At 74.0% G+C, this 14,388-nt stretch carries 12 protein-coding genes and 1 pseudogene; 7 read left to right on the forward strand and 6 right to left on the reverse strand.

What is annotated here, in order from left to right; genetic code table 11:
• Positions 1-16: 16 nt before the first annotated feature.
• The 3 genes from ACGFI9_RS17720 to ACGFI9_RS17730 form a co-directional block, all read right to left on the reverse strand.
• Complete coding sequence (locus tag ACGFI9_RS17720) at positions 17-1,843, reverse strand: AMP-dependent synthetase/ligase (RefSeq protein ID WP_393179046.1); 1,827 nt, start codon at positions 1,841-1,843, stop codon at positions 17-19.
• A 140-nt stretch (positions 1,844-1,983) separates the two neighbouring features.
• Positions 1,984-2,934: a terpene synthase gene (locus ACGFI9_RS17725; protein ID WP_393179048.1), complete on the reverse strand. Its 951-nt coding sequence runs from the start codon at positions 2,932-2,934 to the stop codon at positions 1,984-1,986.
• A 126-nt stretch (positions 2,935-3,060) separates the two neighbouring features.
• Positions 3,061-3,690 (reverse strand): TIGR03085 family metal-binding protein, encoded by a 630-nt coding sequence (locus tag ACGFI9_RS17730; protein WP_393179050.1) that lies wholly within the window; start codon positions 3,688-3,690, stop codon positions 3,061-3,063.
• Positions 3,691-3,903: 213 nt separating this feature from the next.
• Here ACGFI9_RS17730 and ACGFI9_RS17735 point away from each other — a divergent pair, with 213 nt between their 5' ends.
• Positions 3,904-5,778, forward strand: coding sequence for an ABC transporter ATP-binding protein (locus tag ACGFI9_RS17735; RefSeq protein ID WP_393179052.1), 1,875 nt, complete (start codon positions 3,904-3,906; stop codon positions 5,776-5,778).
• Entirely contained in the window at positions 5,775-7,553 is a 1,779-nt protein-coding gene (locus ACGFI9_RS17740) for an ABC transporter ATP-binding protein (protein WP_393179054.1), read from the forward strand. Before ACGFI9_RS17735 ends, ACGFI9_RS17740 begins: the two co-directional genes overlap by 4 nt.
• Positions 7,554-7,783: 230 nt before the next feature.
• On the opposite strand, the gene ACGFI9_RS17745 is transcribed toward ACGFI9_RS17740, so the two are convergent.
• The 3 genes from ACGFI9_RS17745 to ACGFI9_RS17755 are packed head-to-tail and all read right to left on the reverse strand — an operon-like array spanning position 7,784 to position 9,893.
• Entirely contained in the window at positions 7,784-8,416 is a 633-nt protein-coding gene (locus ACGFI9_RS17745) for a TetR family transcriptional regulator (protein WP_393179056.1), read from the reverse strand.
• Positions 8,416-9,171, reverse strand: a complete 756-nt coding sequence (locus ACGFI9_RS17750) for an ABC transporter permease (RefSeq protein WP_393179058.1) — start codon at positions 9,169-9,171, stop codon at positions 8,416-8,418. Before ACGFI9_RS17750 ends, ACGFI9_RS17745 begins: the two co-directional genes overlap by 1 nt.
• Complete coding sequence (locus tag ACGFI9_RS17755; RefSeq protein WP_393179060.1) at positions 9,168-9,893, reverse strand: ABC transporter ATP-binding protein; 726 nt, start codon at positions 9,891-9,893, stop codon at positions 9,168-9,170. The genes ACGFI9_RS17750 and ACGFI9_RS17755 overlap by 4 nt, the downstream gene beginning before the upstream one ends.
• Positions 9,894-10,000: 107 nt before the next feature.
• Between ACGFI9_RS17755 and ACGFI9_RS17760 the strand changes: the two genes are divergently transcribed.
• The 5 genes and pseudogenes from ACGFI9_RS17760 to ACGFI9_RS17780 all read left to right on the forward strand — a co-directional run bounded on the left by ACGFI9_RS17760 (position 10,001) and on the right by ACGFI9_RS17780 (position 14,383).
• Positions 10,001-10,390: a MerR family transcriptional regulator gene (locus ACGFI9_RS17760; RefSeq protein WP_393179062.1), complete on the forward strand. Its 390-nt coding sequence runs from the start codon at positions 10,001-10,003 to the stop codon at positions 10,388-10,390.
• Positions 10,387-11,391, forward strand: coding sequence for an aldo/keto reductase (locus ACGFI9_RS17765; RefSeq protein WP_393179064.1), 1,005 nt, complete (start codon positions 10,387-10,389; stop codon positions 11,389-11,391). Before ACGFI9_RS17760 ends, ACGFI9_RS17765 begins: the two co-directional genes overlap by 4 nt.
• Before the next feature lie 152 nt (positions 11,392-11,543).
• Positions 11,544-12,218, forward strand: a pseudogene (locus ACGFI9_RS17770) (phosphoribosyl-AMP cyclohydrolase); the annotation flags it as partial.
• A 180-nt stretch (positions 12,219-12,398) separates the two neighbouring features.
• Complete coding sequence (hisI, locus tag ACGFI9_RS17775) at positions 12,399-12,833, forward strand: phosphoribosyl-AMP cyclohydrolase (protein WP_393179367.1); 435 nt, start codon at positions 12,399-12,401, stop codon at positions 12,831-12,833.
• Positions 12,830-14,383 carry an anthranilate synthase component I gene (locus ACGFI9_RS17780; RefSeq protein ID WP_393179066.1) on the forward strand — a complete coding sequence of 518 codons (1,554 nt, stop codon included), beginning with the start codon at positions 12,830-12,832 and terminating at the stop codon, positions 14,381-14,383. The genes hisI and ACGFI9_RS17780 overlap by 4 nt, the downstream gene beginning before the upstream one ends.
• Positions 14,384-14,388 lie beyond the last annotated feature (5 nt).

Below are 14,388 nucleotides of genomic sequence, written 5' to 3' on the forward strand. Positions count from 1 at the left end.
GGCCGCTACGGATCCGCTACAGCTCGGCGAGGGTGCCCGCGTACATCTTCTCGATCTCGGCGGCGAAGTTGCTCTCCACGCTCCGGCGCTTGATCTTCAGCGACGGGGTGACCTCGCCGTCCTCGATGGTGAGGTCGCGCGGGAGGATGGTGATCTTCTTGATCGTCTCCCAGCGGTTGAGCTTGGCGTTGAGCTCCGCCACGTAGCCCTCCACCATCGCCTGCGCCTCCGGCGAGGTGACGATGTCGGTGTAGTCGCGGCCCTCGAGCGGACCGCCGGCGGCCCAGCCCTTGATCGCGTCCGGGTCCAGGGTGACCAGCATGGTGCAGTAGTTGCGGGCCTGCCCGATCACCACGGCCTGCGAGGTGTACGGGCAGATGGCCTTGAACATGCCCTCGATGTGCGACGGCGCGATGTACTTGCCGCCCGAGGTCTTGACCAGGTCCTTCTTCCGGTCGGTGATGCGCAGGTAGCCGTCGTCGTCGAGGCTGCCGATGTCCCCGGTCCGGAAGAAGCCGTCCTCGGTGAACGCGGCGGCGGTCTCCTCGGGCAGGTTGTGGTAGCCGCGCATCAACGGCCGGCCGCGGACCAGGATCTCGCCGTCGGTGTCGATCCGGCACTCCAGGTCACCCATCGCCTTGCCCACCGTGCCGATGCGCAGCCCGCCCGGCGGGTTGACGAAGTTGCCGGCGCTGGTCTCGGTGAGGCCGTACCCCTCGGAGATGGGCAGGTTGGCGGCGGCGAAGAAGGTGCCGATCTCCTTGCTGAGCGGCGCGGAGCCGGAGACCAGCACCCGGATCCGGCCGCCGAGCCGCTGCTGCAGCTTGCTGAAGACCAGCTTCTCGGCCAGCGCGTACTTCAGCCGCAGCCCGATGGGCAGCGGCTGACCGGCCTGCTCCAGGGCGACCTTCTCCTTGCCCACCGCGACGCCCCAGGCGAAGATCTTCGCCTTCGCGCCGCCGGCGTCCCGGGCCGTGGTGATCGCCCGGTTGTAGACCTTCTCGAAGATCCGCGGCGCGCCGCACATCAGCGTCGGCCGGACCACCCCGAGCAGGTCGACCAGCTTGTCGATCCGGCCGTCGACGTACGTGGGCAGGCCGACGTGGGTGGCCCCGCAGAGCAGCGTCTTGCCGAACGAGTGGGACAGCGGCAGCCAGAGGTACTGGAGGTCGTCGGCGTGCAGCAGCCCCAGCTCGGCCTGCGCCACCCCCTCCCAGCACCAGCCGCCGTGCAGCAGCTCGACGCCCTTGGGCCGGCCGGTGGTGCCGGAGGTGTAGATCAGGGTGGCCAGGTGGTCCGGGCCGATGCCGGCGACCAGCATGTCGATCAGGTCGGGCTCGTTCGCCAGCGCCTGGGTGCCGTGCTCCTCCAGCTGGGCCAGGGTGAGCTGCGGAACGGCGGCGGCCGGGTCCGGCTCGCCGTCGAAGAGCACCACGTGGGTGAGCGCCGGGAGGGTCGCCCCGGCGATCTTCGCCGCCTGGGCCGGGTTCTCGGCAAAGAGCACCTTCGACCCGGAGTCGGCGATGATGTACGTCGCGTCCTCCGGCTCCGTGGTCGGGTAGACGGTGGTGGTGGCCCCGCCGGCGCACATGATGCCGAAGTCGGCGATCACCCAGTCGAGCCGGGTGTTCGCCAGGATCGCGACCGGGTCCTCCAGGCCGACGCCGAGGCCGTGCAGCCCGGCGGCGACCGCCTTGGCGCGCTGCCCGACCTGCTCCCAGCTCAGCCAGACCGGTCCCGAGTCGTCCGGGGCGGGGTGGGCGAACGCTGGCCGATCGGGGGTGTCCGCCACGCGCTTGAGGAACATGTCGGGGATGGAACGGTACGGTACATCGAGAGCCATCGCTGTAGCCGCCTTCAACGGTGGAGGGACGTGATGGGGGTCACGCCATTCTGCGGTTACCGAAGAGTATGGCCTGTACCCGGGCAGCGGCTAGCCCTCGTTACCTGCGACGATCCGTGTCCCGGCCCGTGGAACGCCGATCAGACGTACCGGGAGGCGGCCAGCGACCAGTCGTAGGTGGCCCGGATCCAGTTGCGCCGGGTGGTCAGGAAGGCCTGGACGGCCTCGTCGCCGGTTGCGGCGAGCGCCGCCTCCCGCTCGGCGTACGCGGCCAGGCCGTCGTTGAACCGGGTGGCCGCCGCGCGCAGCGCGGCCTCCTCGTCCCGGCCGCCCTCGGCCGCGATCGTGACGACCAGGTTGTGCGCGTCCGGCGCGGTGTCCCGCTCCTTGCCGTAGGAGAAGAGGTCGTTGCACCAGCAGATCAGGTCGGCGGCGAGGGCGTCCAGGGCGGCCAGGGCGGGGTCGGCCCGCCGGCCCGGCGCCGGCAGTCCGTCGTGCGCCAGGTCGGTCAGGGTGAAGCTGGGCCGGACGCCGCCGGTGTGCCGGCGCATCTGCACGTACTCGGCCACCCCGGGCACCCGGCGCTGCTCCCGGTTGGCCGCCTCCCAGAGCAGCGCCAGCAGGTACTCGCGCAGTTGGCTGACCAGGCGCAGCAGCAGGGTCGGCCGCTGCCGGGCGCGGACCCGCCGGCAGAGGTCGTCCAGCGCGACGCCGAGCGGCCCGGTGTCGGCCGGCGCCGGCGCGGCCGGGTCGCCGTGCCGGTCCAGGACGTCCAGCAGCCGTGCCACCGTGGGCGCCAGCCGGGTGGGGCTGGCCCCCAGCCCGTCCTCGTCGCAGGCGTCGTCCATCACGAACAGCCAGGAGATCAGGTCGGTGAGCAGCCGTAGCCGCTCCACCGGCCCGTCCGGGCAGGCCCGGGCGGCCAGTTCCGCCGGGTTGGCGCCGCTCAACCGGCGCAGGCCGGCCGGGGTGTCGAGCAGTCCCAACTCGCGTACCCATCCGGCGCTCTCCGCGGCGACCAGGTCGGCGGCGGCGTGCCGGCCGGCCGGAAAGGGGGGTTCGCGCAGTGCCGAGACGGCGAAGCTCCGCATCCGTGCTCCCTTGTCCCGCCGCCCGGGGTGTGGCGGCGGGCAGGAGCGTACGGCACTCGCGATCGGCCGGTGTCGCTGGGTGATTTGCTTTTCACATCTTCCGCCTGACCGATTCCGTACCTCCGGTCAGAAGCCCAGGTCGGCCGCGCGCAGCCGCTCGGCAGGCGCGGCCGGACCGTCCACCTGCACCCGGGCCACCCGCTGCCGTCCGGAGAGGAACAGGATCAGCTCGCCGGGCGCGCCCACCAGTCGCAGCCGCTCCCCGCGCCGGCCGACGGTGAGTTCGCCGAAGCCGGGCCCCTGCACCAGCAGGTCCGCCGGGAAGCGGCGCAGCGCCAGCCGGGCCAGCAGCGCGGCCCGCTTCCAGAGCACCGCCTGCAACCCGGCCGGCAGGTCGCGGGGCAGCCACCCCGGCTGCGCCCGGCGTACGTCCTCGTGGTGGATGAAGAACTCCACCGTGTTCACCAACTCGTCGGTGAGCGGGTTGCTCAGCGGGCTCCACACCGGCGGGCGGCGGACCCGGTCCACCAGCTGCGCGTACGGGCCGGCGGCCACCCGGCGGCGGACCGCCTCGGCGTGCCGGCGCAGCACCGGCAGCAGGATGCCGCCCGCGGCGTCCGGCCGGCGCTCCCGGACCAGCAGGTGCGCCGCCAGGTCCCGGGTGGTCCACCCCTCGTTGACCGTCGGCGCGTCCGGTCCCAGTTCCAGCAGCAGGTCGGCGAGCGCCTCGCGCTCCGATCGGGCGTACCGCGGCATCCTCCGATCGTAGGCGCGTCGCGGCCCGTCGGTGGACCTGGCGCGGCCGGTCCGGCGGCACCGGCGTCCCGCCGGACGGTCGCGCGGCGACCCGCCCTGGTCGGGGCGGTCGCGGGGCGACGTGACGGTGGACATACCCGGGCCGGGTCGGCGGAGCTGGCGTCGAGCGGTAAGGATGAGGGAGAAAATTGCGGCTTACGGCGGGGGAGAGCGTTGGCGAGCGGGACAAGTCGGGACGTCCTCGGCAGAGGACTGCGGGTGCTCGGCCAGGCCATCCGGGAACAACCGAGGATCTTCGCGGTCGCGGTGGCCGGCAGCGTGCTGTTCGGCCTCATGGTCATCGCCAGCGCGTACGTCGTCGGCGGGGTGGTCGGCAAGGTGGTGGTGCCGGCGATCGCCCGCGGCTCGGTGACCGGCGGCGCGCTCGCGCTGGCCGCCACCGCGCTGTTCGGGATCAGCGTGCTGCGGGTGGTCGGCATCTTCGGTCGCCGGCTCGGCGCCGGCTACATGCAGTACCGGCTCCAGGCGGCCTACCGCCGCCGGGTCACCCGCCGTTACCTCGACCTGCCGCTGGCCTGGCACCACCGCAACGCGACCGGCACCCTGCTCTCCAACGCCAACTCGGACGTGGAGGCCGCCTGGTACCCGATCGCGCCGCTGCCGTTCGCGGTCGGCACCCTGGTGATGCTGGTCGGCGCGGTGGTCTCGCTCTTCCTCACCGACTGGGCGCTCGCCCTGGTCGGCCTGGCGGTCTTCCCGGCGCTCTTCGCGCTGAACGTGGTCTACTCCCGCCGGATGGCCCCCCGTCAGGCCCGCGCCCAGCGGCTGCGGGCCGAGGTCAGCGGCATCGCCCACGAGAGCTTCGACGGCGCCCTGGTGGTCAAGACGATGGGCCGCGAGGCGCAGGAGACCGCCCGGTTCGCCGCCCGCGCCGGGGAGCTGCGCGACGCGCTGATCGCGGTCGGCAGGCTGCGCGGCGTCTTCGACCCGATGCTGGAGACCCTGCCCAGCCTGGGCACCCTGGCCGTGCTGGTGGTCGGCGCGGTGCGGCTGCGGCAGGGCGCGATCAGCGTGACCGAGCTGGTCAGCGTGGCCTTCCTCTTCACCGTGCTGGCCTTCCCGGTCCGCGCGATCGGCTGGGTGCTGGCCGAACTGCCGCGCAGCGTCGCCGGTTGGGACCGGGTGCGCCGGGTCCTGGACGCCACCGGCGAGATGCCGTACGGCGACCGGACCCTCGACCCGGCCACCCCGACGCCGGCCACCCTCGCCTTCCACGACGTCCACTTCGGCTACGAGCCGGCCGAGGCGCACCTGCCCGGCACGGAGGTGCTCGGCGAGGTGACCTTCACGGTGCCGGCCGGGAAGACGGTCGCCCTGGTCGGGCCGACCGGGGCGGGCAAGTCCACCATCGCCTCCCTCGCCGTACGCCTGGTCGACCCGCGCACCGGCACGGTCACCCTGGACGGCGTCGACGTCCGGGAGCTGACCGCCGCCTCGCTCGCCTCAACCGTGGCCCTGGTCGCCCAGGTGCCGTTCGTCTTCGACGACACCGTCCGGGCCAACATCACCCTGGACCGGCCCGGCATCGGCGACGACGAGGTCTGGGCGGCGCTGCGGCTGGCCGAGGCGGACGGTTTCGTCGCCGCCCTCCCCGACGGACTGGACACCATGGTCGGCGAGCGGGGCACCTCGCTCTCCGGCGGGCAGCGGCAGCGGCTCACCCTGGCCCGGGCGCTCGCCGGCCGGCCCCGGCTGCTGGTGCTCGACGACGCCACCAGCGCCGTCGACCCCCGGGTCGAGGCGGCCATCCTGGCCGGGCTGCGCGCTCCGGCCGACGGGGCCGCGCCCGCGTCGATCCTGGTGGTCGCGTACCGGCGGGCCACCATCGCGCTCGCCGACGAGGTGATCTACGTCGAGCAGGGGCGGGTGCTGGCCCGGGGCACGCACGCCGAGCTGCTCGCCACCGTGCCCGGCTACGCCGACCTGGTCACCGCGTACGAACAGGCCGAGCAGGAACGCGAGCAGAAGCACACGTACGACGAGGTCACCCCGCTGACCTCCGGCCTGGAAGTCGAGGTTGACCGGTGAGCACCACCGTGGCGGCGGAACCGAAGACCGAGTCGACCTGGCGTACGTTGCGGCGCGGGCTGGCGCTCTCCCCGGAGCTGAGGACCGGGCTGGCCGGCACGCTCGGCCTGGCCCTGGTCTACATGATCGGCCGGGTCGCCGTGCCGGTGGCCGTGCAGCGCGGCATCGATCACGGCATCGTCGGCGGGCTCGACCTGGACGTGGTCACGCTGACCGTGGTGGTCACCGCCGCCGTGCTGGCGATCACCACGACCTGCGGTTACCTGATGATGCGGCGGCTCTTCACGGTCAGCGAGACCGCCCTCGCCGGGGTGCGCACCCGGGCCTTCCGGCACGTGCACGACCTGTCGATGCTCCACCAGCAGTCCGAGCGGCGCGGCTCGCTGGTCTCCCGGGTCACCAGCGACGTCGACCAGATCACCCAGTTCCTCCAGTGGGGCGGCGTGATCCTCATCGTCAACCTGGGTCAGCTCGTGGTCACCACGGCGGTGATGCTCGCGTACTCCTGGCAGCTGACCCTGGTGGTGCTCGCGGCGTTCGCCCCGGCGGTGCTGGTCATCCGGCTGCTCCAGCGCCGCCTCGCCGGCGCGTACGGCCTGGTCCGGCAGCGGATGGGCACTCTGCTCGGCACCATCGGCGAGAGCGTGGTGGGCGCGCCGGTGATCCGGGCGTACGGGATCGCCGGGCGGACCGCCCGGCGGCTGGACGCGGCGATCGAGGGGCAGCGGCAGGCCCAGCAGAAGGCGATCCGGATCAGCATCCTGGGCAGCTCGGTGGGGGAGCTGGCCGCCGGCCTGGCCCTGGCCGGCGTGGTGGTGGTCGGGGTCAACCTCGGCGTGGACCGGACGCTCTCCATCGGCCAGCTCACCGCGTTCCTGTTCCTGGTGACGCTCTTCATCCAGCCGGTCCAGATCGCCACGGAGGTGCTCAACGAGGCGCAGAACGCGATCGCCGGCTGGCGCCGGGTGCTGGACGTGCTCGACGTCGCGCCGGACGTGGCCGACCCGGGCGAGCAGGGGCGGGAGCTGCCGCCCGGCCCGCTGGACATCCGGTTCGCCGGGGTGACCTTCGCCTACCCGGGTGGGCCGCCGGTGCTGCACGACGTGACCCTGGACATTCCGGCGAAGAGCCGGGTGGCGGTGGTCGGCGAGACCGGCAGCGGCAAGACCACCTTCGCCAAGCTGCTCACCCGGCTGATGGACCCGACCCAGGGGGAGGTGCTGCTCTCCGGCGTGTCCCTGCGCCAGGTGCGGTTCGAGTCGCTGCGTTCGCGGGTGGTGATGGTGCCGCAGGACGGCTTCCTCTTCGACACCACGGTGGGGGAGAACGTCCGCTTCGCCCGTCCGGAGCTGACCGACGCCGAGCTCACCGCCGCCTTCGGCGAGCTGGGCCTGGCCGACTGGCTGGACGGGCTGCCGGCGGGGCTGGAGACCCCGGTCGGGGAACGCGGCGAGGCGCTCAGCGTCGGGGAGCGGCAGCTGGTGGCACTGGCCCGGGCGTACGTCGCCGACCCGGACCTGCTGGTGCTCGACGAGGCGACCAGCGCGGTCGACCCGGCCACCGAGGTACGCCTCCAGCGCACCCTGGACGCGGTGACCCGGGGCCGGACCACGCTCGCCATCGCCCACCGGCTCTCCACCGCCCAGGCGGCCGACGAGGTGATCGTGGTGGATCGGGGCCGGATCGTGCAGCGCGGCCCTCACGACGAGCTGGTGAAGGACGCGGACTCGGTCTACGCCCTGCTGTACGCCTCCTGGCTCGAGCAGACCCGCTGACGGGGGCGCCGGCGGCCGGCCGTCCGCGACCGGGCGTGCGGAGCCGGCCGTCATGTTCGAGGTGGCACCCGGGTCGCTGCCGCCTTTGGAGCTGATATCGGCAACGACTCATCGGCCGGCCCCGACGCCGCGCGCGACGGCTCGCCACGGCCCCTGGCGGGCTGCGGCGAGTCGTTCCTGATATCAGCTCCAAAGGCGACGAGGAGACTCCACCTCCACTGCCCGCACGCTCAACCGCGCGGGTCACCGGTGACGGAGCGCCGGGTGGTCGGGCCGAGGTCACCGGTGACGTAGCGCTGGATGGTGGGGCCGACCGCGGCGACCAGCGTGTCCGGGTCGGCGGAGGCGACCGGTTCGAGGCGGATCACGTACCGCATCATGGCCAGGCCGGCCATCTGGGTGCCGACCAGCGCGCCGCGCAGCGGCAGCTCGGCCGGGTCGAGGTCGAGGTGGTCCAGGACCCGGCGCAGCACCTGGGTGACCAGGAACTCGCGCAGCAGCCGGGCGGTCCACTCGTTGCTCACCGCCGAGCGGAGCAGGGCCACCGCGGCGGTGCCGACCGGGGAGTCCCAGACGGCCAGGAAGGTGCGGACCAGCCGCGCCCCGACCTCGTCCCGGCCGCCGGCCAGCACGCCCGGCAGCAGCTCGGCCGGGTCGACCGGGATCGACACGGTGGCCCGGAACAGCTCCTCCTTGGTGCCGAAGTAGTGGTGCACCAGCGCCGGGTCCACGCCGGCGGCCGTGGCGATCGTCCGGATCGAGGCGGCGTCGAAGCCGCGCTCGGCGAACGCCTCCCGGGCCGCCGCGAGGATCGCCTCGCGGGTGCCCGGGTTGCCGGGCCGCCGGCCGGTGCGCCGCGCCATCAGCCGCTGCGCCGGCGCAGCGTGGCCGCGGCGAGCACCAGCGCCAGCAGCGCGGCCCCGGCGACGATCGCCACGTCCCGCCACATCGTCCCGGTCGGCTCGGCGTGCGCGCCGACCTCCTGGAGCGCCTCGACGGCGTACGACAGGGGCAGCACGTCGCTGATCGCCTGGAGCCAGCCGGCCATCTGGCCCCGGGGCACGAAGAGCCCGCAGAGCAGCAACTGGGGGGCGACCACCACGGGCATGAACTGCACGGCCTGGAACTCCGTGCGGGCGAAGGCGCTGCAGAACAGCCCGAGCGCCACCGCTAGCACGGCGTTGATCGCGGCGATCATGATGACGAGCCCGATGCTGCCTGCGGTGGTCAGGCCGAACAGCCAGTACGCCACGGCCGAGGCGATGGTGGCCTGGACCACGCCGGCCAGGCCGAACGCGATCCCGTACCCGAAGAGCAGGTCGAGCTTGGCCAGCGGGGTGGTGAGCAGCCGTTCCAGGGTGCCCGTGGTGCGCTCCCGCAGCATGGCGATGCTGGTCACCAGGAACATGATGATGAACGGGAAGAAGCCCAGCATGATCAGCGCCACCCGGTCGAAGACCGTCGGCTGCCCCGGCGGGGTCGGCTGGTCGACGTACATGAAGTAGACCAGCGTGAGCAGCACGGTCGGGACCACGATGAGCAGCGCGACGGTCCGCCTGTCGTGCCGGAGCTGGCGCAGGATCCGCCCGGTGGTAGCGGCCAGGATGTGCGGGTTCACGAGTCGGCCTCCTGCTCGCTCGCCTTGATCAACCGGAGGAACGCCTCTTCCAGGTCGTCCACGCCGGTGGTGGCGCGGACCGCGGCCGGGGTGTCGTCGGCGACCAGCCGGCCGTCCCGGATGAGCAGCAGCCGGTCGCAGCGGCCCGCCTCGTCCATCACGTGGCTGGACACCAGCAGCGTGGTGCCGGCCGCGGCCATGGCGTGGAACCGGGCCCACAGGTCGGCCCGGAGCACCGGGTCCTGGCCCACGGTGGGCTCGTCGAGGATGACCAGCTCCGGGTCGCCGACCAGGGCGCAGGCCAGCGAGGCGCGGCTGCGCTGGCCGCCGGAGAGGTTGCCGACCAGCTGGGTGGCCGCGCCGGCCAGCCCGACGTCGGCGACCGTCTGGTCGGCGTGGGCGTGGTCCCGCCCGTGCAGGGCGGCGAAGTACCGGGCGTTCTCCCGGACGGTCAGGTCGGCGTAGACGCTGGGCGCCTGGGTGAGGTAGCCGACCCGGCGGCGCAACTCGGCCGCGCCGGCCGGCCGGCCGAGCACGGCGACCGTGCCCGAGGAGACCGTCTGCACCCCGACGATCGCGCGCATCAGGGTGGTCTTGCCGCTGCCGCTCGGCCCGAGCAACCCGGTGACCGTGCCCCTGGGCACCGCGCACGAGATGCCCTGGAGCACCCGCCGCCCGCCCCGGTCGACCACCAGGTCACGGACCGACACCGCGTCGTCCATGCCCGCCTCCCGAAAACTCATCATGTGTTGAACTCAACGCTAGTTGAGTTATGCCGGTACGCGCAACGGTTGACTTCGAGTGCGCTCCAACTGGAAGCCTGGGGGACGTGGACATCAGCACGCGGGAGATGAGCCTCACCGTCGGTGAGGCGGCGGAACGGGTCGGCCTGACCACCTACACCCTGCGCTGGTACGAGCAGGAGGGTCTGGTCGCCCCGGTCGGGCGCGACTCCTCCGGCCGCCGGCGCTACACCGAGTCCGACGTCAACTGGCTGTTCCTGCTCACCCGGCTGCGCCGGACCGGGATGCCGGTCCGGGACATGCGCCGCTACGCCGAGCTGGCCCGGCAGGGCGACCGGACGCTCGGCGCGCGGCGGGCGCTCTTCGAGGCGCACCGCGCCCGGGTGCTGGCCCGGATGGCCGAGCTGGAGGAGGACCTCAAGGTGCTCGACTACAAGATCGACGCGTACCGCAGGGCGGAGGAGGAACTGTCATGATCAAGCGACGCGTGGGCGCGACCGGCCCGGAGGTCTCGGCCATCGGCCTGGGCTGTATGGGCATGAGCTTCGCGTACAGCGGCGCCGACGACGCCGAGTCGACGCGGACCCTGCACCGCGCCCTCGACCTCGGGGTCAACCACCTCGACACCGCCGACATGTACGGCCTCGGCGCGAACGAGCGCCTGCTCGCCCCGGTGGTGCGGGCCCGGCGGGACGAGGTGTTCCTCGCCACCAAGTTCGGCAACCGCACGCGGAGCGAAAGCTTCGGCGGCACCGGCACCCCCGGCGCGTACGTGGACAGCAGCGCGGCGTGGGCGCGGGAGGCCTGCGACGCCTCGCTGAGCCGGCTCGGGGTGGAGACCATCGACCTGTACTACCTGCACCGGCGCAACCCGGCCACGCCGATCGAGGAGACCGTCGGCGCGCTGGCCGACCTGGTCCGGGCCGGCAAGGTGCGGCTGATCGGCCTCTCCGAGGTGAGCCCGGAGACGCTGCGTGCGGCGCACGCCGTGCACCCGATCTCCGCGGTGCAGATGGAGTATTCCCTGTTCACCCGGGACGTGGAGGGGGAGATGCTGGCCACCTGCCGGGAGCTGGGGGTGTCCCTGGTGGCGTACTCGCCGATCGGGCGGGGGCTGCTCACCGGGGCGATCAGCAGCCGGGAGCAGCTCGCCGCCGACGACTGGCGGCGCAGCGCGCCCCGCTTCGCCGAGGGCAACTTCGACGCCAACCTCAAGCTGGTCGAGGCGGTCCGCGAGGTGGCGGCCGAGATCGGCTGCACCCCGGCCCAGGCCGCGCTGGCCTGGGTGCTCGCCCAGGGTGAGGACGTGCTGGCGATCCCCGGCACCAAGCGGGTCCGCTACCTGGAGGAGAACGTGGCCGCGGCCGACGTCCGGCTGACCCCGGACCAGCGGAGCCGGCTGGGGGAGGCGGTGCCGGTCGGGGCGGTGGCCGGGGAAAGGTATACCGAGGCAGGAATGCGAACCGTCGGGCACTAGGCGGACACGGAGTCCGGCATCGGTCATTGCCACACGCATGGGACGTCCGGCACGATGGCTCAGTGGATCACGCTCCGCTGCCGGAGGGCGCATTCCTGGAGGAGTGGGCCGACCGCCTCCGGCAGGCCGCCGACCGCCCCGTCGTCGGCATCATGCTGCGCGGCAGCCACGCCCGGCAGGCCGCCACCGAGCACAGCGACGTCGACGTGGACGTCCTGGTCGTGGCCGACCACGAGCGGAGCGCCGGGGACCCGCAGCGGCCCGCCACCCCGGTCGCCGGGGTGGCGGGCCCGCCCGCGTCCGGCACCCCGTACGCGGCGCGGCGGGCGTACCTGGCGGAGTTCGGCGGGCGGCTGGTGCACGTCTCGGTGGCCGCCCGGGACGTCCGGTCCTGGGTACGCCGGCTCGGGCAACCGGCGGACTGGGCGTTCGGGCTGCCCGTCGCCGCCCCGGCCCGGCTGATCTGGGCCGTGCCCGAGTGGCGGCGCCGGATCGACCTGCCGGTGCTCTGCCAGCCCGCCGACGAGCCCCGGCTGGAGGAGCTGATCGCCACCCTCGGCAAGGTCGCCGGCGCCCGATGGGCCGACGACACCCTCGGGGTCCGGCTCGCCGCCGCCGACCTCGCCCGGCTCTGCCCCTCCGTGCTGCGGCTGGCCAACCCGTCGGTCCGGGTGACGTCCCGCCGGGCCGCCCTGGCCGCCGCGCTGGACCTCCCGGTCGCCCCGCCCGGCTACCGCGACGACATGCTGCTCTGCCTCGGGTTGCGGCCCGGCGCCACCGCCGAGGTGGCCGCCGCGGCCGGCCGGCTGGTCGGCGGGATCGTCCCGCTGATCCGCCCGTACGCCGCGGAGATCGCCGCGGTGGGCGGCGCGGACCTGGCGGACGCCCTGGTCGACGGCCGGCTGGACCGCTACCTGGCGCAACTGGGGCGGGCCCTGGACGGTCCAGCGCCCGCCTCCCGGGACACCACGGCGGTGCCGGCGCCGCGTGCGGGAGAATGGTCAACCGTGCCCGCCTCTGACGCGCCGGTGACCGGCGCCTCCGCCCGCTCCGGCGGCGCCGCGGCCCCCGGCCCGGCCCGCCCCTCGCGCCTCGACCCGGAGATCGCCGCCCGGCTGCGCCGTACCCCCGACGGCCTGGTCGCCGCGGTGGTCCGCCAGCACGACTCGGGTGAGGTGCTGATGGTCGCCTGGATGGACGACGAGGCGCTGCACCGCACCCTGACCACCGGCCGGGCGACCTACTGGTCGCGCAGCCGCCAGGAATACTGGGTCAAGGGCGCCACCTCGGGCCACCACCAGTACGTCCGCTCGGTCGCCCTGGACTGCGACGGCGACGCGCTGCTGGTCAGCGTCGACCAGGTCGGCGCCGCCTGCCACACCGGGCAGCGCACCTGTTTCTTCACCGAGCTGCCGGTCAGCTCCCCGGAGGCCACCTCATGACGGACGGCACGGTCAGCCCGGACCAGCGCACCTTCGCCGACCTGGCGGCCCGCTGGCGGGTCGTGCCGGTCACCCGCCGGCTGCTCGCCGACGCGGAGACCCCGGTCGGTGTCTACCGCAAGCTCGCCGGCGGCCCCGGCACCTTCCTGCTGGAGTCCGCCGAGCAGGGCGTCGGCTCGGCCGGGATGGCCTGGTCCCGCTACTCGTTCATCGGCGTGCGCAGCGCCGCCACGCTCACCGAGCGGGACGGCACCGCGATCTGGGCCGGCGCGCCGCCGGCCGGCGTACCGGCCGCCGGTGACCCGGTGACGGTGCTCCGGGAGACCGTCGCCGCTCTGGCCGGCCCGGCCTGGGACCCGGCGAGCGGGATGCCGCCGCTCACCGGGGGCATGGTCGGCTACCTCGGGTACGACCTGGTCCGCCGGTTCGAGCGGCTGCCCGAGCTGACCGAGGACGAGCTGGACGTGCCCGAGCTGGGCATGATGCTCGCCACCGACCTGGTGGTGCTCGACCACTATGACGGCTCGGCGATCCTGGTCGCCAACGCGGTCCTGCCCCCGCTCGACGCCCCGGACCGGGCGGCGCTGGTCGCGGCGGCGTACCACCACGCGGTGGGGCGGCTGGACGCGATGACCACCGCCCTGTCCCGACCGATTCCGCCCATGATCTCGACGGTTGCCCGGCCCCCGGTCGGGGACGTGGTCAGCCGGACGCCGGACGGCGGCTACCCGAAGGCGGTGGAGGCGGCCAAGGAGGCGATCCGGGCCGGCGAGTGCTTCCAGATCGTGCTCAGCCAGCGCTTCGAGCGGGCGACCCACGCCGACCCGCTGGACGTCTACCGGGTGCTGCGCACCACCAACCCCAGCCCGTACATGTACCTGCTGCGCTTCGACGGCTTCGACATCGTCGGCTCCTCGCCCGAGGCGCACCTCAAGGTGAGCACCGGCGCGGACGGGCGGCGGCGGGCGCTGCTGCACCCGATCGCCGGCACCCGGCCGCGTGGCGGCACAGCGGAGGCCGACGCCCGCCTCGCCGCCGAGCTGCTCGCCGACCCGAAGGAGCGCTCCGAGCACGTCATGCTGGTCGACCTGGGCCGCAACGACCTGGGCCGGGTCTGCCGCCCCGGCACGGTCGAGGTCCCGGAGTTCGCGACCATCGAGCGGTACAGCCACGTCATGCACATCGTCTCCACCGTGGTCGGTGAGCTGCGCGCGGACCGCACCGCCTTCGACGCGCTCGCCGCGACCTTCCCCGCCGGCACCCTCTCCGGGGCGCCGAAGGTGCGGGCCATGGAGATCATCGAGGAGCTGGAGCCGGTCCGGCGCGGCCTCTACGGCGGCACCGTCGGCTACTTCGGCTTCGGCGGCGACCTGGACATGGCGATCGCCATCCGGACCGCGCTGATCCGCGACGGCCGGGCCTACGTCCAGGCCGGGGCCGGGGTGGTGGCCGATTCCGATCCGGCCGCCGAGGACCAGGAGACCCGGAACAAGGCCGCCGCCGTGCTCGCCGCCATCGCCGCCGCCGAGACCCTCCGGCCGGCCCGGTGAGCGCG

Source organism: Micromonospora sp. NPDC048930 (assembly GCF_043197935.1).
GTDB lineage: Bacteria > Actinomycetota > Actinomycetes > Mycobacteriales > Micromonosporaceae > Micromonospora.

Excerpts from the sequence above, each read along its gene's own strand:
- ACGFI9_RS17720 (WP_393179046.1), bottom strand. The coding sequence starts at position 1,843 with ATGGCTCTCGATGTACCGTACCGTTCCATCCCCGACATGTTCCTCAAG.
- ACGFI9_RS17725 (WP_393179048.1), bottom strand. The coding sequence starts at position 2,934 with ATGCGGAGCTTCGCCGTCTCGGCACTGCGCGAACCCCCCTTTCCGGCC.
- ACGFI9_RS17730 (WP_393179050.1), bottom strand. The coding sequence starts at position 3,690 with ATGCCGCGGTACGCCCGATCGGAGCGCGAGGCGCTCGCCGACCTGCTG.
- ACGFI9_RS17745 (WP_393179056.1), bottom strand. The coding sequence starts at position 8,416 with ATGGCGCGGCGCACCGGCCGGCGGCCCGGCAACCCGGGCACCCGCGAG.
- ACGFI9_RS17755 (WP_393179060.1), bottom strand. The coding sequence starts at position 9,893 with ATGGACGACGCGGTGTCGGTCCGTGACCTGGTGGTCGACCGGGGCGGG.
- ACGFI9_RS17765 (WP_393179064.1), top strand. The coding sequence starts at position 10,387 with ATGATCAAGCGACGCGTGGGCGCGACCGGCCCGGAGGTCTCGGCCATC.
- ACGFI9_RS17780 (WP_393179066.1), top strand. The coding sequence starts at position 12,830 with ATGACGGACGGCACGGTCAGCCCGGACCAGCGCACCTTCGCCGACCTG.